This window comes from Tenacibaculum sp. MAR_2009_124 (assembly GCF_900105455.1).
Lineage (GTDB): Bacteria > Bacteroidota > Bacteroidia > Flavobacteriales > Flavobacteriaceae > Polaribacter.
The window spans coordinates 238,616-263,843 of the sequence record NZ_FNSF01000005.1 but is presented as its reverse complement, the minus strand read 5'-3'; the positions used below and the strand labels follow the sequence as shown (position 1 = coordinate 263,843).

Below are 25,228 nucleotides of genomic sequence, written 5' to 3'. Positions count from 1 at the left end.
AAGTTGGTAGTTGGTTTGGTTAAATTATTAAGTGTATAATTCTATTGATGCAGTTTACTGAACTCACTAGGGTTTGATATTTTTTCCTTATTTTTAGATAAATAATCCCCTATAAATTGTGCTTGGAACGGGAGTATATGTCTGTGATGGGAATGCGTGGGAATTATGGATATTCTATTAACATCAATAACACGTTCTAGATTGTTATATTTTAAATCTTTAATAAGAACTAACTCATTATTATCGTTTGACCCATGGTTTAGATTGTCTTTGTACAATGCTTGAAAAAGAGTTACTTTCGTTTTAAATAACTGACCACTTATCGCGGTTTGACCTAAAGTATGTTCTTGTTCTGCAGCATCGACTAATCTTTCAACATAGTCTTCATACTCTTCTGGAAACATACTAGAGATAAAATCGTAGTTTTCTTCTCTATTGAAACGAGCTCGTCTTGAGAATTTCTTTGGTTTATGGACATATGTGTCTAATAAAATCACATTTATATTCGAGTATCCTTTACTTTCTAAAATAAATGCCATTTCCAAAGCAATTGAACCTCCTAAAGACCATCCAAGTAGCGTAATAGGATCTTTAAAAGAGTACTTTTCTGTGTACTCTTTTATATAAAAATGAGCGAGTTGGTTTAATTTGTTAATCTTAGGACTTCCATAAATATTGTGGTTGTCAATTCCGATACAGTTATATTGGCCTTCAAGTAATTCAGCCAAACAATAATAAGCATCTGATCCTCCTAAAGCTGAATGTATAAAAATGATATCAGGTAAATTATTGTCATAGTTTTGATGGAAAGGCATTACCAGAGAAACGTGATTTTCGTAAGCCTGAAGTTTGGAGTAAATAGCGGCTAAAATTCCAATAGATTTATATCGAATAATATCCGTGATTTGAATTTTTAAACCCAAAATTTTACTCATTTCATTTGACACTTTAATGGCTTTGATTGAGTTTCCTCCTATTCTGAAGAAATCATCTTTTATACCAACTTTATCAATACATAAAACATCTTGCCAAATTACACATAGGTCTTCTTCCAGTTTAGTAGTTGGAGCTACGTAGTTTTCATCAAGACCGAACTCTGGTTTTGGTAAGTTCTTCTTATCAAGCTTTCCATTTGATGTTAAAGGAAGTTGATCTAACTCAACCCAAATCTTCGGAATCATATAATCAGGTAAACTTTCTGTTAACTCAGATTGAATAGCTTCTTTATCAAAAATTTCTTCTGGAACCACATAGGCAATTAACCTTTTACCTCTGTTTCCATTGTCTTCCACTAGCACACAATTATTTTGAATTCCGTTTATTCTGCCTAAAACATTTTCGATTTCTGTTAATTCAATTCGATAACCACTAATTTTTACCTGATCATCCTTTCTACCAACAAATTCAATACTTCCATTTGGCAGCCATTTTACCAAGTCGCCAGTTTTATAAATTCGCTCACCTTTTTTATATGGATTGTTTACAAAACACTGATTCGTTAACTCATCTCTGTTAAGGTAACCTGTAGAGACTCCTTTTCCAGAAATACATAACTCTCCAACCACACCGACAGGGACTAATTTTTCATGTTCATCTAAGACATAGTAATTAGTATTGCTTAGTGGTTTTCCTATTGGAATGGTTAGGGCTTCGGGTGAAATTTCTGAAACTACTTCACAAGAAGCATAAGTGGTTGTTTCTGTTGGGCCGTATACATGTAGGATTTTATTTTGACCTAAAGCTGTTAACATTCTTTTTACAGGCATCACAGCTACTTTTTCGCCTCCAAAGAGTAATAATCGTAAGCTTGATAATAAGGATAAATCGCATTCCGACAATGCATTAAACAGAGCAGTTGTTATAAAGGCAACCGTTAGTTTTTCTTTATTAATTGTTTCCAATAAGCCAATAGGATTGGAAGCCATTTGTGAAGGGATTAAGTAAAGAGTGGCTCCATTTAATAAACTTCCGAAGATTTCATAAGTACAACCGTCGAAAGCATAATTGGACCATTGCAATACACGATCTGAACTGGTTATCGCTATTTTATCTGATGGATTGTTAACAAGTGAGGTAATATTTTCGTCGCTAATACTAATACCTTTCGGTGTTCCTGTTGTTCCTGAAGTATACATTACATAAGCTTCACTATCGTTAGTTTTAATGTACTGAATTTCTGAAGCTTTTTGAGCAAGCGATTTTTTAATATTTAAGGTTTCTATATTACTAGATATTGATGCGTTTTCAAGTAAAATTTCTTCCGAAAGGATTATGTATTTTACGTCGGCATCCTCTAAAATATACGCTAGTCGATTCTTTGGTAACAAGGGATCAAGAGGGATATAAGAACATCCGGATTTTAAAACTCCCAACATGCTAATAATCATGTTAAAGTTTCTATCAAAAAGAAGTCCTATTCGAGTACCCTTTTCTACTCCCTTAGATATTAGATAATTTGCTAATTGGTTTGAACGATTGTCTAACTCTTTATAAGTTAAAGATTCTCCATTAAAACATAAAGCAGTAGCATTTGGTGTTTTGGAAACTTGTTCTTTAAATAATGTAATTACCGAATTACTTTCAGGATAGTCATAAGTGGTATTATTGAATGTATTTAATATTTCATCTTGCTCCTCTTCAGTCAATATTGACAATTCGTGTAAAGGCAATGCCCCATCTGATTTCAAACTGGCTACAACTTTATTTAAGATTTCGACGAAATACTTGAGTGCTTTCTCTGGCATCAAATTTCCTGAAATTTGAGCTGTTATCCCATAATCGATACCATAATCATCTATACTAAAGGTAAACGGATAGTTTGTTCTTTCTTTACTACTAACAATATCAATTCCAAAATCAATAGATTCTTCTTCCTCCCCTTCGGTTTCTTCAAATGAATGTCGGTAATTTAACAAAGCGCTAAACAAAGGGATTTCGTTGGAAATTCCACTCCAATTCTGAATATTAGATAAGGGTGTTTGTTCAAAAGGCAGCAATTCCTCTAATTTTTCTTTAACTTGAAGCACGTACTCTAATACAGTACCATTTAACTTACAGAAAAAAGGTAAGGTGTTTATGAATAAGCCTAATGCGTCAGAGGCTCCTATAGAACCTTGTAAACGACCAGAGAATAACGAACCAAAAATTGCGTAATTTTTATTGCTACATTTCCCTACTAAAATTCCATAAATAGCGTAGAATATAATTGCAGGGCTTGTTCCTAATTCCGTGCTAATTCTACGGATTTCTTTACTTGTTGTCTCTGGTAATAAAGTATTGGCTTCTTTAATAGTGTTTACGTTGTGTAACGTATTTGCAAACTCAAATGGATACGAAGGGGTATCAATATCACCTAATAATTCTTTGAAATAAGATTCACTATCGTTAGTAGATTGTTGATGTAGCGTATGTCCTATAAAATTTCGATACAAAAACGGAGTGGGTAGGTTGGATGCTTGTCCTTCTAAGTAGGAGGTGATTTCAGAAACTAGGGTCTCCATACCGATATGATCCATAATCAAATGATGCTCCAGTAATATAATATAGTATTCATCGTTTAATGGATCGTCGATTGTTTTTAAATTTAACAAAGGAGCTTTTGAAACATCAACCTTCTGTTCTCCTGGGATTGTCAGTAATTCTAATTCAGATAAAATGTTTTTGGAATCTTCAAAATGTAAATGCTCTATAGAAAGTTTAGCTTCTTTAAGTACTACCTGAACGGGTTTAGGCAATCCTTCACTTAAAAAACAGGTACGTAAAACGTCGTGTCTGTTTACCACAAATTGTAATGCTTCTATAAAAGATAAACGATCTTTCTTTTCTGAAAAAGACAATAAATGAGGTAGAACATAAGGGTCTCCTTGATTTTTACCACTTATCAAATAATGATAATACATCCCTTCTTGTAAGGGTGATAAGGGATAAATGTCTTGAATGTTCGGAACTCCTCCGTAAGTTTTAGAAACAATTTTATCAATGTCTTCCTGTTCGAAATCTAATAGAGGAAGCATTGAAGGTGTAATGTGTTCTATACTATCTGAAATACCATTGACTGGAACTTGATATACTGATGATAAAGGTGCTAGCTTTTTACAGATCGCTTCAATAGTTGGATTTGCAAAAATGTCCTTTACCTTTATATGGAATCCGTTTTTTTGTATTTGACTAATTAATTTTATAACTAATAAACTATGACCTCCTAATTCGAAAAAATTGTCATGAACACCTACTTTCTCTATATTTAATAAATCTTCCCAAATAGCTACTAATTGCTTTTCCTTTTCATTTCTTGGAGTAACATATTCTTTAGAAGATAATTCTGAAAAATTTGGAGTAGGTAAAGATTTTCGATCTAATTTACCATTAGCTGTTAAAGGAATTTCTTCTAACTGAACCCATAAATTTGGAATCATATAGTCAGGTAGGTTCATTTTTAACTCTTCTTGAAGGAGCTCTTTGTTTAATTTATCCCTGAGTACAACATAAGCTATCAAACACTTATTGCCGTTAGTGTCGTTTTTGGCTAAAACACAGCAATTTAAAATAGATTCATGTTTGAAAAGAGCATTTTCTATTTCACCTAGCTCGATTCGATAACCTCTAATTTTAACTTGATTATCTGCTCTACCAATGAATTCAATATTTCCATCTGGTAGCCTTCTCGCTAAATCCCCCGTTTTATATAAACGACTTTTTTCTTGAAAATGATTGTTAATAAACTTCTTGTTGGTAAGCTGCGGATTGTTTAAGTACTTCTTCGCTAATCCTAAACCACCGATATAAAGCTCTCCTATAATACCCTGTGGAACTAGATTTTTAGTGTTATCCAAAATATAAAACTGGGTGTTATACAAAGGTTTTCCTATAGGTATATTTGATAATGATGATAATTCAGATATACTCTTGGCTTCGTAATAAGAACTATCGATTGTTGCTTCTGTAAGTCCATAACTATTCGTTATTCTAATATTATTCCCAAAATTTTCGTACAAACGTTTAAAGTCATGGGGATGAAAAACATCGGATCCTAGAATGACCTGCTTGATAGATGAATAATCAAGATTATTATCATAAATAAAATCCATTAAAGGAACTCCTAGTGCAGGTGTAGTTTCAAAAAGTGTGATTTTATGGCGTTCTATGAGTTCATATAATGCTGATAAATCAAATCGTAAGTCATCTGGGCAAATAACCATTTTACCTCCAAACAATAACGTTTTACATAAATCTCCTATAAAAACATCGAAAGCAGCACTTGCTAATTGCAATAAATTAGTCTGGTTATCAACTTCAAATAAACTTTTCCAACTCAAGGCAGCATTCGTAATTCCCAAATGATTTACGACAACTCCTTTGGGATTGCCAGTTGTGCCCGAGGTATAAATTACATAGGCTTCATTATTAGTGTTTTTTGTTATTGGAAGTCGGTGAACAGGTTCATTTGAAATGAGTTTATCATCCGAGTCGAGTAAAATTTTCTGGAAATCGGATTGAAATTGTATTAATTCATTGTTACTGCTTTTGGTAATAATAAGGGCTAAACCAGAGTCTTTTATAATATGTTCAACTCGATGAGAAGGAAAACTAATATCAATAGGGATATAAACATTTTCCGATTTAAGAATTCCTAAGAAGCTAATGATTAAATCAATATCTCGTTTTAATAATACTCCTATATAGTTGCTGTTACTGGAATAATTGTTACGTATATAATGAGCTAATTGATTTGATCTTTTGTCTAATTCTTCGTACGTAATTGAATGATCATCAGAAACAATGGCTATTGCTTTAGGCGTTTTTATAGCTTGGTCTTCAAATAGGTCTACGATTGTTTGATCTAATGAAAGATCCTCGTAGGTGTTGTGGTTAGTATTCAGTAACTGATCTTCTTCTTTTTGAGGTAAAATAGAAAAGCTGTGTACGGATGTTTTCTGGTCAGATTTTAACCCGTGTAATAATTCAATTAATACTTTTTCCATAAAAGCAATTACCCTATCTGCTTCAATGTCTCCATCTACCTGAACTTTTAACCCAAAATCAATTCCGAAATCATCAACATCAATAGAGAAAGGATAATTTGAACGCTCATGTCCTCCTACAAACGTAACACCCGAATCTATGCTATCAATTTCTTCTTCTTCTTCTTCTTCTTCTTCTTCTTCTTGCTGAACAGAAGAATGGCGAAAATTAAGTATTGCACTAAAAAATGGAATGTCATTTGAGATATCACTCCAGCCTTGAACGGATGATAATGAAGTTTGTTCATAAGCCAATAACTCTCCCAACTTCTGTCTGACCTCATTTATATATTCGGTAGTATTTCTTTTTAACTCAATGAAAAATGGAAGAGTATTAATGAATAATCCTAATGAGTCAGAGGCGCCTAACGAACCTTGTAATCTTCCAGAAAATAATGAACCAAATAATGCATAGTCACTATTACTGCATTTACCTACAACTAACCCAAATGCCGCATGGAATAAAACAGCAGGGCTTACTCCTAATTCAATACAAGTGTTTCGAATTTCCTTACTTAAATTGCTGGGCAGAAGATCTTCAAATTCTTTTAATGTGCTCCCGTCTCCTTGAATGTCTGACAAACCAAAAGGGTATGTTGGTTCATCGATATTTTTTAATAGTTTTTGGAAATAAAATTTGCTGTCATTTGTTTTTTGTAGGTGTAAGGTGTGGCCGATAAAATTGCGATAAAGAACAGGTTCAGCGAGAGATTCCTTGTTGCATGATAAATATTCCTCAATCTCATGGGTGATTTTTTCCATGCCAACATGATCTAGTATTAAATGATGTTGATTAATGATAAGGTAATAATTGTTGTTTTGGAAGTCATCTACTAACCGTAATTGTAACAAAGGTGCTTTTGATAAGTCCATCCATTGATTTCCTGGACTTATTAATAATTCTAGTTCAGATAAAACATCTTTGGAATTATTAACCGTTATAATCTCTTCAGGCAAAAGAACATTTCTTAATACTACTTGAACGGCGTGAGGTAGGCCTTCACTAAGTATGCAAGTTCTCAAAACATCGTGGCGGTTAACTACAAATTGTAAAGCATTTATGAACGATGAACGTTTGTCTTTGTTAGGAAAGGATAATAAATGAGGTAAAATATAAGGGTCTCCTTTTGCATCTTGTTCTTCGTTGTTTAACAAGTAATGAAAGTATATTCCTTCTTGCAAAGGAGATAGAGGATAGATGTCTTGAATATTATGGACACTCCCTTCAATATTGCTAACAATTTTATCGATATCTTCCTGTGAAAAGTCTAACAAGGGAACCATTGAAGGTATAATACGTTTTGTGGTTGTTGTAATGCCATTTTCAGGAACCTGATACATTAAATCTGCTGATAATAATTTCTCCTTAACACTAGCAATTGTAGGGTTTAAAAAGATATCTCGTACCTCCATATGGTATCCTAGCTTTTGAGAACGTGAAATCAGTTGAATAACGAGCAAACTGTGTCCCCCTAATTCAAAGAAGTTATCATAAATACCAACTTTATCTATCCCTAATAAATCTTGCCAGATTTGAACTAATTCTTTTTCTGTTTGGTTTCGAGGAGCAACGTATTTTTTCGCAGATAATTTAGATGTTTCTATTTCAGGTAGAGCTTTTTTGTCTAATTTCCCGTTAGCTGTTAAGGGAAATTTATCTAATTCAATCCACAATGTGGGAATCATATAGTGAGGGAGACTTTCCTTCAATTGGGTTTCTACAGCATCTTTGTTTAGCTTTCCTTCTGGGACTACATAAGCTAACAAACGCTTACTACCATATGTGTCCTCTTTTGCTAACACACAAGATTGATGTATTGATTTTATATTTGATAGAGCCTTTTCAATCTCGCCTAACTCTATTCGATACCCTCTTATTTGTACTTGATTATCAATTCTCCCAATAAACTCAATATTACCATCAGGAAGCCATCTTGCTAAATCTCCGGTTTTATATATTCTACTCCCTTCTTTAAATCGATTTATGATAAACTTTTGGTTGGTAAGTTCTTCTCTCTTTAAATAACCTCTTGCAACTCCTTGACCACTCACGCATAATTCACCTACCACTCCTATAGGAACCAGATTCATTCCTGGGTCGGTTATGTATATCTGTGTATTATTAATTGGCTTTCCAATCGAAATTTTCCCTGTAGAGGTATCGGTTAATTTATAATTTGAAGCTACTACGGTAGTTTCAGTAGGTCCATAGTTATTGTAAATTTTAAGGTTGGTGGTTTTGTTGAGGATTAAGGCATCACCTCCAGTTAAAATGGTTATGTTCGTTAAATTAAAATTTTCCTCAATAAAACTATTGCATAACAGTGTAGGTATATAGGTGTGTGTAATTTCATGTTCGTTGAAGAATGTTTTCAAGAAATTCAATTCGTACCTGTCTTGTCGTGATATTGGGTATAAACTTGCTCCAGAAATTAAATATGGATATATTTCCCATATGCTAGCGTCAAAACTAATTCCAGAGAATAAAGTTCCTCTACTTGTATGGTTTACTGAATATTCAGTTTGATGCCAAAGACATAAATTGATTAGATTTTTATGTTCAATCATAACCCCTTTTGGCTTTCCTGTACTCCCTGAAGTATAAATAATGTAAGCTAAATCTTCACCAGTTAAGGTTTGATTTAGTTTTTCAGAGCTATAATTGGTAATAATTCCCCAATGACTGTCTAAGAGGATTTTAGTAATGTCATCACGTTCTATTAGCGTTTTTTTACTTATCACCGATCTACTTAATACAACCTTAATGTTGGCATCATCCAACATATAATTGATTCGGGCCAGAGGATAGTCTGGGTCAATGGGAACATAAACTCCTCCAGATTTCAAAATACCTAAAATACTTGAAATCATCTCAGGGCTTCGATCAATACATACCCCCACTAAGGTACCCGATTTTACACCTTGTTCTTTTAAATAATGAGCTAATTGATTAGAATACTCGTCTAGTTTTTTATAGGTCAGGATTTCCTTTTCATAAACTACGGCGGCTGCTTCTGGTGTTTTTGTTACTTGTTCCGAAAATAAATCAATTAGGGTTTTGTTTTCTGGATTAGAAGTATCAGTTTTATTAAAAGTTTTTACTAATTGTACTTTTTCTACTTCCGTTAACATTGATAATTCACCAATTGATTGGTCGATATTATTGACTATGCTATTTAGTAAATGTTTGAAATGGGTCATGATACGTTGTATCGTTTCTTCTTTGAAAAGAGAGGAACGATATGCCATGTTTAGAAAGAAATTCGACTCTCTTTCAATAACACTTAACGTTAAGTCAAACTGTACTGATATTTCTGAGGTTTCATATCCTGATATTGATAGAAGATCTTCTTCTATACTTTCTTCTTCTGAATCTATATCCCTTTCGGTTATTTCATTAGTATCGTTTTGATAGTCAAACATTACCTGAAATAAAGGTGTTATAGTCATGTCTCTATCAGTAACTACACTATCAACAACCTTTTCAAAAGGTACTAATTGGTTGTCGTAACTTTTTAAAGTAGTTTGTTTTACCTGACTTAGGAGCTCTTTAAAACTTGGATTACCGCTTAAATCACTTCGAAGTGCGAGTGTATTAGCAAAAAAGCCTATTAAATCTTCCAATTCAGATTGAGTACGGTTTGCAATAGGTGTTCCTATACAAATATCATTCTGACCACTATAGCGATGTAATAATACTTTAAAAGCTGTTAACAAAAACATGAAAGGTGTTACACCTTGTTGTTTGAATAGTGCATTAAGAGATTGGTTTAAATTTTCATCCAATTCTAAAAGAACTTCATTCCCTTTGTTGTTTTGTTTAGTAGTTCGTTTGTAATCTATTGGTAATGAAAGAGTATTGGTTCCTTTTAGTTTTTCTTTCCAATATGCTAGTTGACCTTCTAAAAGTTCTTTTTCAAAGTAATTGCGTTGCCAAATAGCATAATCAGAATATTGTAACTCTAGTTTTGGAAGAGGAAGGTTATCCTCTAGATCTAAAAAAGCATAGGTCGTAACGAATTCGTTCGATAAAATTTCAGACGACCATCCATCACTTGCAATATGGTGGGTAACAAAGGCTAATACATATTCATTTTTCCCTAAGTCATATAAACAAGCACGAAACATATAGTCTTTGGCAAGGTCAAAAGGAATACTTACGAAAGCATCTATTTCCGATTCGAGGTCGGCTTCTTTGGAAATAAGTACTTTACTTAGTGACCAATTGTCTTCCGATAGTACGTTTTGATATCCAATCCCGTCTTTTTCATAAATAACAGTACGTAAGATTTCATGTCGAGCGACAATTGTTTTTAGAGAACGTTCTAATATGGGGATTTCTAACTCGGTATTTAAACGAATGATGCTAGGGATGTGATATTCCTCGCTACTTCCTTGTAATTTATCTATAAACCACAATCGTTCTTGACCGAACGAAAGTGGAATATGATCTAGCTCTTCTTTGTTATATGGAATGATTTTTTCGAGTAATTGCTCTGAAATATCATTATTTTCAAAAGATTTTAAATGCTTAACGATTAGGTTTTTATTAGCCTTTATTTCTGCTATAATTTCTGAGTTAATTTCAGAATTTGCTTTGACATTTAGTGAGCCATCTTTTAAAATTAACGTTATTCCTTCTTTGTGCAGTTTGCGAAAAAAAGTTGTAATGTTCATAGTTTCCATGGCCTACTAAATTTCAATGTTTATGCTGTACTCTTTCTCCTTGTCTTCAAGGCTATGTTCCTTATGTTCTAAATAACAGGCTATTTCGTCTATGGTTGTAAACTTAAATATGTTTTGAATAGCTATTTCAACTTCTAATTCTCGACGAATCATTGAAACTAAACGAGTAGCTAAAAGGCTGTGCCCGCCTAATTCGAAGAAATTATCATAAATTCCTACTTTTTCAATTCCAAGTAGTTCTTGCCAAATAGTAGCAAGTTGTTCTTCCATTTCATTTCTAGGAGCTATATATTCAACAGTCGATAATAACGAACCATCGGGAGCAGGTAACAATTTCTTTGCAATTTTACCGCTATTAGTTAAAGGCATTTCGTCTAAGGTAACCCATATACTAGGAATCATGTAATCGGGTAGGCGAGCAGCTAATTTTTCTTGAACAGTTTCTTTAGTATACTCTTCGGTAGGGAGAATGTATCCAACTAAACGTTTGTTGCCAATTGAATCTTCTTTGGCTAATACGCAGCTACTTTGAATTTCTGAAATTTCTGATAATACATTTTCGATTTCGCCTATTTCAATTCGATATCCACGTATTTTAACTTGATCATCTTTTCTTCCCGAAAACTCAATATTTCCATCTGGGAGCCATTTGGCTAAATCGCCCGTTTTATAAATTCGATCTCCATTTTTAAATGGACTATCAATAAACTTTTCTTTAGTTAGTTCGTCTCTGTTTAAATAACCTCTCGCCACTCCAATACCACCAACACATAATTCTCCAATTACACCAAGGGGTAACAATTCATTGGCTTCGCTTAAAATATAAACTTGCATATTATTAATGGGTTTACCAATAGGAACTAAACTTTTTATATTTCCGTTGAATGTGGTTGTGCAAATACTTGCTTCAGTTGGTCCATATGCATTGAAATATTTATATTCCTTTGAAAATGTTTTGGCTACGGTTAACGGAATTGCTTCTCCTCCAGTAACTAATGTGTCAAGAGGTTTTAAATCTTCAACTTCTAATAATTGCAAAAAGGCTGGAGGTAATACGGCAAATGTAATGTTGTTATCTTGAATGAATTCTTTGAATAGAGGAGTGTCCGATTTTCTATCCTCTTCTATAATATATAAACTGGCTCCACTTAAAAGAGATATTCCAATTTCCCATATTGAAGCGTCAAATGAAGGGTTGGCAAATTGCAAACAATTTGATTCAGGAGTAATAGAAAACGAATTAATATTGGTTAATAGAGTGTTAATTACACTAGTATGCTCAATCATTACTCCTTTTGGTTTTCCAGTGCTTCCTGATGTATAAATGATGTAAGCTAGGTTATTAGGTTTTATTTCAATATTTGGTTTATGAGCACCGTAATCTTCTCCGTTTTCGATAAATTCTTCTAAAACTGAGTCGTCAATTACAAAAATAGCACCACTGTCTTTCTGTATGTAGTCTTTTCGCTCTTCTGGATAATAAACATCAATTGGAACATATACACCTCCTGTTTTTAATATAGCTAAAAAAGATACTATCGACCAATCGCTTCGCTCTAAGGATACACCAATAGAGGTTTCAGTTTTTATTTCATAAGTGCCGAGTAGGTAGTTTGCAAATCGATTTGATAGTTCATCTAATTCTCCAAAAGTTATTATCTCCTCACCATAAACTAGCGCTATTGCTTCAGGGGCTCGTTTAACATGGTCGTTGAATAAATCTATAATAGTTTTATCTTGAGGGTAAGAGATCTTATTATCATTGAAAATTTCCAACAATTGTACTTCTTCCCCTTTCGTTAACATAGTTAGTTCGGTTACAGCTTTTTCATTGCTCATTTCTTCAATAATTTCATTAAGAATTGACTGCATGTACGAGAGTATTCTGTCTGGTTCTATACTTGGATCCATTTGAGCAGATAACCCAAATAGTTCTCCGAAATCGTCAACATTTAAGGTAAATGGATAATTTGTGCGTTCATGACCTGCGATAAAGGTTTCTCCGAATCCCGCAGTACTATTATCATCAATACTATCGTTATCATCTTCTTCTGAAGAATCGTGAGAATGACGGAAGTTTAATAAAGCACTAAAGAATGGAACTTCGTTTGAAATATCACTCCAGTTTTGAATGGCAGACAAAGGGGTTTGTTCATAGGGAAGTAGTCCATTTAATAGTTGCTTTACCTTTTCAATGTAGTCCAATACAGTCCCTTTTAATTCAACAAAGAATGGTAATGTGTTAATGAATAAGCCTAATGAGTTTTCAGCTCCTAAAGAACCTTGCAGACGCCCAGAGAATAATGAGCCAAACAATGCGTAATTGTGATTACTACATTTCCCTACTACCAATCCATAGGCAGCATGAAATATAACAGCGGGACTCATTCCTAATTCAATACTAATACTGCGGATTTTTCTACTTAACTCTAAGGATAAAATAATTTCAGAATCTTTAATATCGCTTCCATTACCTCTGATATCTGATAAATTAAATGGATACGTAGGATCTTCAATATCAGCTAACAATTCTTTAAAATATGATTCGCTGTCATTTGTTTCTTGAAGGTGTAGGGTATGGCCAATAAATTCGCGATATAGAACTGGCTTAGGAAGTATGTCTTTATTTCCTGATAAATATTGATCTACCTCAAAAATGATTTTTTCCAATCCAACATGGTCCATGACTAAATGGTGTTGATTGACAATTAGATAGTAGTTGTTGTTTACAGGATCATCGGCAGATTTTAACTCTAATAGAGGAGCTTTAGATACATCTAACCATTGGCATCCTGGAGCCATTAATGATTCTAGTTCAGATAATGTGTTTTCAGGGTTATCTATGGTCAGGTGCTCTACCGTTAAAGGAACTTCCCTAAGTACTACCTGTACGGCTCTAGGAAGTCCTGTGCCAATAACACAAGTGCGCAATACGTCATGACGATTAGTTACGAATTGTAAGGCTGTAATAAAGGTTTTTCGTTCTTCTGCATCTGAAAAGGATAATAAATGAGGTAAAACATAAGGATCACCACTTTTTTTATCGCTCATTAAATAATGGAAATAAATTCCTTCTTGTAATGGAGACAAAGGATACATATCTTCAATGTTTGAAACTCCTCCTTCAACTTGAGAGACCAATAAGTCTAAATCCTCTTGTTCGAAATCTAGCAGAGGAACCATTGAAGGAATAATACGTTCAGTGGTTTTGGTAATTCCATTTTCTGGAACTTTATACATTTCTTCAAGTGAAGTTACTCTTTGACTAATTCCTGCAATGGTAGCATCAGTAAATACATCTTTTATTTCAATATGTAAGTCTAATTTTTGAATACGAGAAATAAGTTGAACAACTAATAAGCTATGGCCTCCAAGTTCAAAGAAGTTATCGTAAATTCCTACTTTATCTAGGCCTAATAACTCTTGCCAAATTGTAACTAATTCTTCTTCGGTTTCGTTTCTAGGGGCGACATATTTTCTTCTAAGCAGCAATGATTCATCGATTTCTGGCAGTGACTTTTTATCTATTTTTCCATTTGTTGTCAATGGCATTTCTTCCAGTTCAATCCATAGCATAGGAATCATATATTCTGGCAATATTTCCTTTAATTGAGCTTGTAGTAATTCTTTGTCAAATTCTCCTTCAGTCACTACGTAAGCCACTAAACTATTGCCGCTTGGGTCTTCTTTAACCAATACACAACATTGATTTACAGATTCCAAAGCTGAAATTGATTTTTCTACTTCTCCTAACTCAATTCGATAACCACGAACTTTTACCTGATTGTCTTTTCTTCCTTTATATTCAATCGTTCCATTTGGTAACCAGCGAGCCAAATCACCAGTTTTATACAGTGTTTCTCCTTGCTTAAACGGGCTGTTGATGAATTTTTCTGCAGTTAATGTTTCTCTGTTGATATAACCTTTAGTAACTCCATTACCTCCGATGTATAGTTCTCCAAATACTCCTAACGGAACTAGACCGTCATAAGAGTCTACAATATAGGACTCCACATTAGGCATTGGTGAACCGATATTGTTATTAGTAAACTCTTTGATGTCGGTTGCTACAATAGCGTCAATAGTGATCTCTGTAGGACCATAATGGTTATTTATTTGAACATTAGGTAAGAGGCTTTGTATTTCGGAAACGAGTGAAGTCGTTAAAGACTCTCCTCCGATACAGAGTAATTCTAAGCTTAGAGAGTTTGATATTGTAGAGGTTAATCCGGTAAGGAATATGCTGAAAAAACTAGGAGTTCCTTGTAAAACTGTAACCTTTTCTGATACTAATAAGTGGAGTAATGAAGGAATGTCTTTCCCTGTTTTTGAGTTTGGTATTACAATTCGTTCACCTGTTATTAGCGGAAGGAACAACTCAAGTAGAGAGACATCGAAAACATAATTGGTCAGTAAACATGATCTTAAATTCTGTTCTGAACCTAGTAGTTTCAATTCACCCTGTAAAGTAGAGAATAGATTTCCATGGGTTACCGCAACTCCTTTAGGTTTTCCTGTACTACCAGAGGTATAAATGACATAAGCTAAATGACTGGTTGATGAGATTGTTTGAGGATTTTGAGTAGGTAATTTTGAAATATCTTTCCAATCATATGTTAATGAAATAATCTTAGTTTCGTGTTGATCCGAAGAAGTTTCACTTGTGTTTCCACTGCTTATTAGTAGTTCAATACCAGTATCTTCAAGTATGTAATCTATACGGGATGTAGGATAATTAGGGTCTATAGGAACATAGGCACCTCCTGATTTTAGAATACCTAAAATACTTACAATCATATCGTTGCTTCGTTCCAAACAAATACCAACTAAGGTGTCTGATTGAACACCTTGTGTTTTTAGATAATGTGCTAATTGATTAGATCGTTCATTTAATTCTTTATAAGATAAAGATGTTGATTCGAATAATGCTGCAATTGAATCTGGTGTTTTTTCAACTTGGGCTTCAAACAAATCAACAACTGTTTGGTTTGTAGGAAAAGAAACTTTTGTAGCATTGAAAGCTTTTAATATTTGAACCTCTTCTTTTTCAGTTAACATTTGTAGGTCATTAATCGGAAGATTGTTATTATTAACAATGCTCGTCAATAATTCTTGATAATGAACCATCATACGGTTCACTGTTTCTTCCTTAAATAATGCCGTACAATATGTTAAGCTTAATGTTATTTCACCTTCTTCTTCGGACACGTCTAGAGTGAGGTCAAACTCTGACTTGTCATCGTTAAATTCATATCCAGATATTGTTACATCTTCGATTGTTATATCAGTTGAACTTGAAGGCGTGTTTTGTAACGTAAACATTACTTGGAATAGTGCGCTAGAGCTCGTGTCACGGGTTTTTACAACTCGGTCCACTACTTTTTCAAAAGGAGCTAATTGATGATCGTAGCTCTTTAGTGTTGTTTGTTTTACTTGACTTAAAAACTCCTTGAAACTTGGATTGCCACTTAAATCACTTCGTAATACTAAGGTGTTTACAAAGAAGCCTATCATTTCTTCCAAATCTGATTGAGTACGATTAGCAATAGGAGTACCAATAGAAATGTCTTGTTGACCACTATAACGAGATAACAATACTTTAAAAGCGGCTAATAGTAACATAAATAATGTAACTCCTTCTTCTTTAGCCAATGCATTAAGTGAGCTTGTTAGCTTTTCATCTAAATCAACAAATAAAGTGGCTCCTGCGGTACTTTGAATGGAAGGTCTAGGGTAGTCAAATGGCAATACTAAAGAACTTGAATCTTTTAGTTTTTCTTCCCAATAGGTTAATTGATCTTCTAAAATTTCTTTCTCGAAATAAGTTCGTTGCCATAAAGCATAATCAGAATACTGTAAACTCAATTCTGGAAAATGAGTTTTTTGTCCTGATTTTAATGCACTATAAATTGTAATAAACTCATTTGTTAAAATACCTGAAGACCATCCGTCGCTTGCAATATGGTGAAAAACACAGGCTAATACGTACTTGTTTTTTCCTAAGTCATATAAGCCACAACGCAACATATAATCTTTTGACAAGTCGAAAGTAATGTTCATAAAGTCATGAACTTCTTTCTCTAGGTTCGTTTGTTCCGAAGTAACAACTTTTTGCAAGGACCAGTCATTTACAGGTATTACTTTTTGATAACCAATACCTTCTTCTTCGTAAATTACGGTGCGGAGAACTTCATGGCGGCTAACAATAGTTTTTAAAGTTTCTTCTAGTATTTTTACATCTAAGTCTCCTTCTAAACGGATCACGGTGTTTATATGATACTCTTCACTACTCCCATTCATTTGCTGTAAAAACCACAATCGTTCTTGTCCAAATGATAACGGGATTTGTTCAAGTTCTTCTTTATTGTATGGGGTGATTTTTTCTAGTAAACTTTCTGAAGAGGTATCTTCTTCATAAGCTTTTAGGTAGTTAATGATTAACTCTTTATTATTTCGTATTTCAGTAATTATCTCAGGATTAATTTCGGCATCGGCTTTAATATTTAATGATCCGTCTTTTAAAACTAGTTTTATTCCTTCTTTATAAAGTTTGCGAAAGAAAATTGTAATATCCATGTTGGTTAGGTTAGATTTATATTTGGTTAGGTTAGATTTATATTTCGATATTTATACTGTATTCTTTTTTCTTGTATTGTAAGTTGTACTGCTTATGTTCTAAGTAGCAGGCTATTTCGTTTATGGTTGTAAATTTGAAGACATTTTGAATAGCGACTTCAATTTCAAATTCTTTGCGAATCATTGAGACTAAACGAGTAGCTAATAAACTATGGCCTCCTAGTTCGAAGAAGTGGTCATGAATTCCTATTGTATCAACTTCAAGTAATTTCTGCCAAATAACTACCAATCGTTTTTCTATGTCATTGCGAGCTGATACATATTTGTTTTTTGAAAGGATAGCTCCGTTTGGAGCTGGTAATAAGTTTTTGTTTATTTTTCCATTTGAAGTTAATGGCATTTCAGTCAGTTCTACCCATAAATTAGGAACCATATAGTCGGGTAAAATTGTTTTTAATTGTAGTTGAATTTTTTCTTTGTTGAACGTTTTATTAGGAACTACATAGCCTATTAGACTCTTTGTGCTATCGTTGTTTTGTCTGGCTAAAACACAGCATTGATTCACGGATGTTAATGATGATAATGATTTTTCTATTTCTCTCAATTCAATTCGGTATCCACGTATTTTTACTTGCTCATCTTTTCTTCCGAAAAATTCAATAGTTCCATCTGGCAGCCATCTTCCTAAATCTCCTGTTTTGTAGAGTCTGTCTCCTTCTCTAAAAGGATTCGGTATAAATTTTTCTTCGGTTAATTCTGGATGGTTTAAATATCCTCTAGCAACACCTTGCCCACCGATACATATTTCTCCTATTACTTCAATAGGAACCAATTTCATGTTGCTGTTAGTAATATAAATTTGAGTGTTTTTTATAGGAGTACCAATGGTTATGTCTTTGTTGTTATTGGAGGTGTTGTATGGTAATGTAATTGTCGCCGTGACCGTAGTTTCTGTTGGACCGTATTTGTTATAAAATGAGTAGTTTTTACTCCATTTTTGCATCAATTCGAAGGGGCAAACTTCTCCCCCAGAAATAACTATTTTTAAATGCTCTATTTTATCATTTATTTCAAAAGTGTTTAAGAAACTTGGGGTTGCATGTAAATAAGTGATTTGCTCTTTTTTTATTAACGCCATCAGTTTGAAAGAATCAATAATAATATCTTTATTCAATAAGACTAACTTGGCTCCGCTTGACAAGGAAATAAAAATCTGTTCAACAGAGGCATCAAAAACAAAGTTGGCTAATTGTAAAATAACTTCATTTGAGTTAATATTAAGAGAAGAGCGCTGAGAAGTAATTAAGTTTACAACAGTTCTGTGTTCAATTAAAACCCCTTTAGGATTTCCTGTACTTCCAGAGGTGTAAATTACATAAGCTAGCTGATTCGGGAGTATAATTTTGTTTAACTTATTAGTGGTGTAAGTATTAATATCATTCCAATTACTCTCTAAGGATACAATGGTTATTCCTTTTTTGTTTTCTAATATTTTCTTGGTATGGTCAGAAGTTAATATGAATTCAATATTCGCATCATTTAAGATGTAGTCAATTCGATCTTTGGGATAGTCGGGGTCTATTGGGACATAAGCCGCCCCAGATTTTAGAATTCCTAAGAGCCCTACAATCATGTCTAACCCTCTTTCTAAACAGATACCAATAAGATTGTCAGAGGAGGTGCTTCTGTTGTGTAAGAATCTAGCTAATTGATTTGAACGTTCGTCTAATTCCTTATAGGTTAATGTTATGTTATTATGCGCGATGGCAATGGAATTTGGAGTTTTGTAAACTTGATCAGAAATTAAATCGATTAATGTTTTATTCAGAGGTTGGTCAAATTGGATGTTGTTAAATACTGTTAGTATTTGATTTGTCTCTTCTTTTGGTATAATGTCTAGGTCAACTAAATACGTTGGTTTTTCGGAATTTAAACAGGTAACTAATTGGTCCAACGTATTTTCAATATATCCAATTACACGGTTAACATTTATGTTTGAAACTACTCTTGCGGTTAAGCCGAAGTCTATTCCAAAATCATCTATGCTTAATGTAAACGGATAATTGGTACGTTCGTACGCATCAACTATAGTAACTCCTGAATCAAGTATTTTTCCACCATTTTTTGTATTGGACGAATTTGACGTATAACGAAAGTTTAGTAGTGCACTAAAAATAGGAACATCATTAGCAATACCACTCCAATTTTGGATATCGGATAAAGGTGTTTGCTCAAATGATAAATATTGATGTAACCGTTGATGAACGTTTTGAATGTATGTTGAGATACTTCCATTTAACTCAATAAAGAAGGGCAGGGTGTTTATATAGAGACCTAGCCCATCGGATGCTTCTTGCATTCGTCCTGAAAATAGTGAACCAAAAAGTGCATAGTCTGAATTACTAAGCCTTCCTATAACAAGGCCATAGGCAGCATGAAATAAAGCGGCTGAACTAATTTTTAAATGATTGCTAACGGAACGAATTTTACTGCTTAAACTTTTTGAAAGAAGAATACTTGATTCTTCAATATTAAGTCCATTACCTCTTATGTTAGATAATTGATAGGGATAGGTGGATTTGTCAATATTACAAAGTAAATTTTTGAAAAATTGTTTTCCGTTATTCGTTGCTTTTTGGTGAAGTGTATGTCCAATAAAGTTTCTGTACAAATAAGGTTTAGGTAATTTCGCTTCTTCATTGTATAAGTATGATTTTATTTCCGAAATCACTTTTTCCAACCCTACATGATCTATTACTAAATGATGTTCTAGTAATACCATATAATATTGATTGTTTTCTATGTCGTCTGCTAGTTGTAGTTTAATTAATGGAGCTTGGGAAACATCGAGTCGTTGATTTCCAGAATTAATGAGAATTTGTAATTGAGCGAATACATCTTTTGAGTTGTCAATAGTTAATTCTTCAACAAGTACTTCCGCTTCTTTGAGTACTACTTGGACTGGTTTTGGCAATTTCTCACTTAAAAAACAGGTTCTTAAAACATCGTGACGATTGATGACAAACTGTAAAGCTTTTATAAAAGACGCTCTTTTTTCTTTATTGGTAAATGATAGTAGTATTGGAGTTACATAAGGGTCACCAGCGGTTTTAGAACTTATTAAATACTGAAAATAAATTCCTTCTTGTAATGGTGATAAAGGGTATATATCTTGAATATTTGAAACTCCACCAGGAATACTACTTACTATTTTGTTTATGTCCTCTTGTTCAAAATTTAAAAGAGGAACCATTATTGGTGTGATATGAGAACAGTTTTCAGTAATACCATTGGTCGGAACTTGGTATGTTGTTTTAATTACGGATAAGTTTTTACTAATTCCGGCAATGGTGGCATTTGAAAAAATATCTTTCACATTAATATGAAAACCATTTTCTTGTAGTTGGTTAATTAGTTTAACAACTAATAAGCTATGTCCTCCTAATTCGAAAAAGTTGTCGTAGATCCCTATTTTTTCTATTCTTAATAACTCCTGCCAAGTGCTTGCTAAGGTTTCTTCTATTTCATTTCTTGGTGCTATATATGTTTTTGTTGATAATTCTGAAAAATCAGGATTTGGTAGTAGTTTTCGATCTAATTTACCATTTACAGTTAGAGGCATTTCTTCTAGCTTTACCCATAAATTAGGAATCATATAGTTAGGTAAGCTTGTTTTTAGTTTTTCTTGTAATTCTCTTTTATTTAGTGAATTTCTTGTGGTTATGTATCCCACTAAATGCTTGTTGTCATTTACATCATTTTTAACTAAAACGCAACATTGGTCTATTGAACCTAGAGATAATAAAACACTCTCAATTTCACCTAATTCAATGCGATGGCCTCGAATATTTACTTGAGAATCTTTTCTTCCGATAAATTCTAAATTTCCATCAGGTAGCCATTTTACAAGATCTCCTGTTTTATAGATACGCTTCCCTTTTTTAAATGGATTGGCTATAAACTTATCTTCTGAAAGGATTTGATTATTCAGATACCCTTTCGCTATTCCTTTTCCACTAGCCCATAGCTCTCCGATTACACCTTTAGGACATAAATTACCAGAATCATCTACTACATATAAAGATGTATTATCAATAGGTTTGCCTATTGGAATAGTGTCTGAAAGAGTTTTTATTTTATAGTAACTAATACATACAGTGGCTTCGGTTGGACCATAAGAATTGTAAATAGGAATCTTTTTGAAAATGTTGTTGATATAAGATGGCTTTAGTACATCACCACCACTAATAATTGCACGCAAGGACAGAGAATCAAAATTGGATTCTGTGTTTAAAAAATCAATTAAAAAAGGGTGTGTACTGAGTAGGGTAATGTTATGTTTCTTACTTAAAGAAACAATAGCATTAAAATCTTTGTTATTTTCTGCGATAATAAGTTTTCCTCCTGCACTTAAAATTGGGAAAATTTCTTCGATAGAAGTATCAAATGAAATGGAAGCTTGGTTTAAGATAACATCTGAATCAGTTATCTTAAAATAATTCGAGAATGCATATACATAATCTATAAGAGAGGCATGTGTTATCATCACTCCCTTTGGAGTACCTGTGCTACCTGAGGTATATATAACATAGGCTAAATTATTTTGGGAGATGGATATGGTAGGTTTCTCAAGAGGTTCTTTTTCGATGATATCCCAATGATTATCTAACATTAAAGCTTCTAAATTGTTTTTAACAGGAATTAAATGAATAGTATTTTTATCTGTCAAAACAAAACTCATATTTGAATCGTCGATCATATAATCAATGCGTTCCTTTGGGAGTGTTTTATCAATAGGAACATAAGCACCTCCAGCCTTTAAAACACCTAAAATACCAATAAGCATTTCTAAACTTCGATTTAAACAAATACCTACCTTTATATCAGATTTAATGCCTTGTTTATGTAAGTAACTAGCTAGTTGATTTGAGCGCTCATCCAATTCTTTGTAACTTAAAGAGGTTTCTTTGTAAACTACAGCAATAGCTTTTGGGTTAATCTCAGCCTGTTTTGTAAAGAGGGTTAAGATATTCTCATGTGATGGATAGGTTGTATCAATTCCTTTACCAATTTCTAGTAAATGTTTTTTCTCTTTTTCAGGTAAAATGGAAATGTCATTTATAGGTTCTGTTAGGTTGTTTTCAAATTGTCTTAAAATGAATAATAACCTTTCTGATAATAATTCTATCTCCGTTTCTTTGAAATACTCTTTAAGGAAATCAATAGTTAATATTAAAGAAGAATTTTCTTTGTAATCACACCATCGTATAAGTAATGGGTCTTCTAGGCTTCTAACTGTAGACAAGTTTTTTATAACAACATTTAACCCTGATGGTAATGATTTTGGAAAAGGAAATCCCTCATAGTTTATGACAATATCAAAAATTTGTTGCCGTTTTTTGGATAATAATTTCAGGTGTTTATTTAAGTGGGATATTGGATATTGTCGATGTCTAAAATCATTTCGTTGAGCTTTCTTTAGATCAAGGATGAATTCTGATAAAATTTTGTCTGGATTGTATGTTCCTTTAAAAGGAAGTACGCTTGAAAACATCCCTAGAGTTTTACGTTCTTCTCGACTTACTCTATTATGAATTGGAACACCAAAACTAAAGATAGATTGCGGTGTCGTTTTTCCGAAATATATGAGTAAAGCGGCTAAAGTAAATTGAGGAAGATTTGCTTTTGTTTTTTCATTCAAACGACTATATAATGCTTTGTCACTCTCTGAAATGGGGATTGATAAGCGGTATCCTCCAGTGCTACTGTTTTTTTTATGAATGTTAATTATTGGATTAGGAATGTCACTAAACTTTTCTCTCCAATATGTTGCATCTGAATCGTATTGTTCGGAGTTTAAATAGTCATTACTTTTTTTAGCTATGTCAAAATACAAAGGATAGGTATTTGGGATGGTAGTAGGAGAGTTTAATCTTCTGTCATACTCTTCTATTACATGACTTACAAATAAAGAAGAACCAAAACCGTCGTATAATAAATGGTGATTATAACAACACCACCAATGAATATTTTCAGCTATTTTTATTAATGAGTAGTTGTACAGTTTTTCCTGAGTTATATCGAAAGCTGTGTCTATTTCCTTCTGTATCCATTCTTTGGCATTTTTTTCTGGGGAGAGTTCATTTGAAAAATCAAGCTCATTTAAATAAACGTCTTTGGTTTCTCCAAGATATAGTAAAGGTTCGTTTCCTGTGAAATCATACCTGAAGTTATAGATGTCATATACTGAAGACAAGCCTGCTACAACACTTTTAAAAAGCACTGTATCAAGAATACCGGTAAGAACTACATAGCCTCCCATGGTATAAATGGAGCTTTTAGGATCTAGTAACTGACCGTAATAAACTTCCAGTTGTGCTAAATGCAACTTCTCTTTTGAATTCATTTTATGTGGGTGTTTTCGGAATTGTATTTTATATATGAGGAAGAGTTGTGTGTACAACCAATACTAAATTATATGTTTCGATCAGTTGTTATTTGGGTAGAGGGAAGTTTATTATATTACAAGAGTACGAGTCTCTTATTAAGCATTAACTAATTTAAAATAAACTAAAGCTAGAGTAGATCACAAGATCATTTTCTTTTCTGAATTTGTCTGATTGTGTTTCTTAAAAATTGTATTGTTAGTGGTGTTAAACGTCAATCTTTTTAAGAAACAGAATCGAGTCCAAGTTAATTTTTAGAGTATTAATTTATGATGAAATTTAGAATGATTTAGTTTACGTTAAAAAAAGATAAATATTTTTTTAAAAGATAAAAATCTTTAACCTAACTGAAAATCATTCTATGATGCTAGATGTCAGTTTTTTTAGTAAAGTGTTGAGATTAAATGTAATATATTAAGTTTTAGTACGGCTTCGCCCTTACCAATCACACTATGGCCTTCTTCTAATTTTATTGAGTAATTTTGCTGATAAATATAGAAAAAAATGATAATATATTTGATGCCTAATTTTAAATTAATTTCAATTAACGCGTTAAAGAGCTGGTTAGTAGTGTTTTAATTTTTGGATATATGTTAAATTAATTTTGGAGAAATAAGCGCAAAACTATTTATGAAAGAAGGAGTAAGTAGAATGTTTCAATTGCGTTAGTTCTATTATTAAGTTTGTTTAAAAAACAATACCAGTAAATACAAGAAGATATCGTATTAATAGTAAATTTTAATTCTAAGATTGTGCCATGAACGTCTTAGCTCATAAAATTCGTCTTGCTCTTTTCTTTCTTTCATCTTTCTATGAGAGAAATATCTTCTCGAATTGACTTAGTTTTGGTATAGGATTTTATACTGTTATTATGTTAAATACTTATATTATTGGGTAACGATTCTAAACTTTTCCCCTTATTATTAAATATTAAATTCTTTATTATGTTAAAATCAATTTCAAAACTTGGAACTACAATTTCTAAAAAAGACCAAAAATCTATTAATGGAGGTCAACCTTTTATTCATTGTAGAAGAAAGGAATGCCCAGTTGTATTAAATGGTAGAATTATAGCTTGTTACCCTTGCTATGAATCATAATATGGAGAGTGGGTACCTACTCTTTTTCTTCATTATATTAGATTACCTGCAATTATTCTAAATTTTGTTTAAACTATCGGACATAAATAAACACCTCGTAATAGGTGTTTTATGGTAAGTGTATATTGTTTCACTAACGTTTAACATGGCTAATTGCTAACTGAAAAGTTCAAATATTTCAAGTTTGAACAATGTATTTATAGGATTAATTGAATAGTGAATTATTAAAAGTTCTATTAGATAATAACGTGTTTTCAAGGAGTAAATTCCGTTTAAGGTAGAACGGTGCTGGAGCAGTATTTGGGCCTAACTTTGTAAATAGAGATTTTTAAACTTGGTTATTTCATAATTAAATAATTCATTATGTTTCAAAAATTATGAAAACAATAACGATTTTTTG

The 25,228-nt window shown here is 32.7% G+C and carries 4 protein-coding genes; 1 reads left to right on the top strand and 3 read right to left on the bottom strand.

The window, feature by feature from the left end:
- Window positions 1-41 precede the first annotated feature (41 nt).
- From BLW23_RS11880 to BLW23_RS11870, 3 genes are read right to left on the bottom strand one after another with little or no spacing between them, the layout of a single operon-like run.
- A complete protein-coding gene (locus tag BLW23_RS11880) occupies window positions 42-10,706 on the bottom strand; it encodes a non-ribosomal peptide synthetase (RefSeq protein WP_093670110.1) in 10,665 nt (3,554 codons plus the stop codon).
- 6 nt (window positions 10,707-10,712) lie between these two features.
- Window positions 10,713-17,282 (bottom strand): non-ribosomal peptide synthetase, encoded by a 6,570-nt coding sequence (locus BLW23_RS11875; RefSeq protein WP_093670108.1) that lies wholly within the window; start codon window positions 17,280-17,282, stop codon window positions 10,713-10,715.
- 37 nt (window positions 17,283-17,319) lie between these two features.
- Window positions 17,320-23,688: a non-ribosomal peptide synthetase gene (locus tag BLW23_RS11870; RefSeq protein ID WP_093670106.1), complete on the bottom strand. Its 6,369-nt coding sequence runs from the start codon at window positions 23,686-23,688 to the stop codon at window positions 17,320-17,322.
- A 984-nt stretch (window positions 23,689-24,672) separates the two neighbouring features.
- Here BLW23_RS11870 and BLW23_RS23245 point away from each other — a divergent pair.
- Entirely contained in the window at window positions 24,673-24,828 is a 156-nt protein-coding gene (locus BLW23_RS23245) for a hypothetical protein (RefSeq protein ID WP_176829809.1), read from the top strand.
- Window positions 24,829-25,228: the final 400 nt, after the last annotated feature.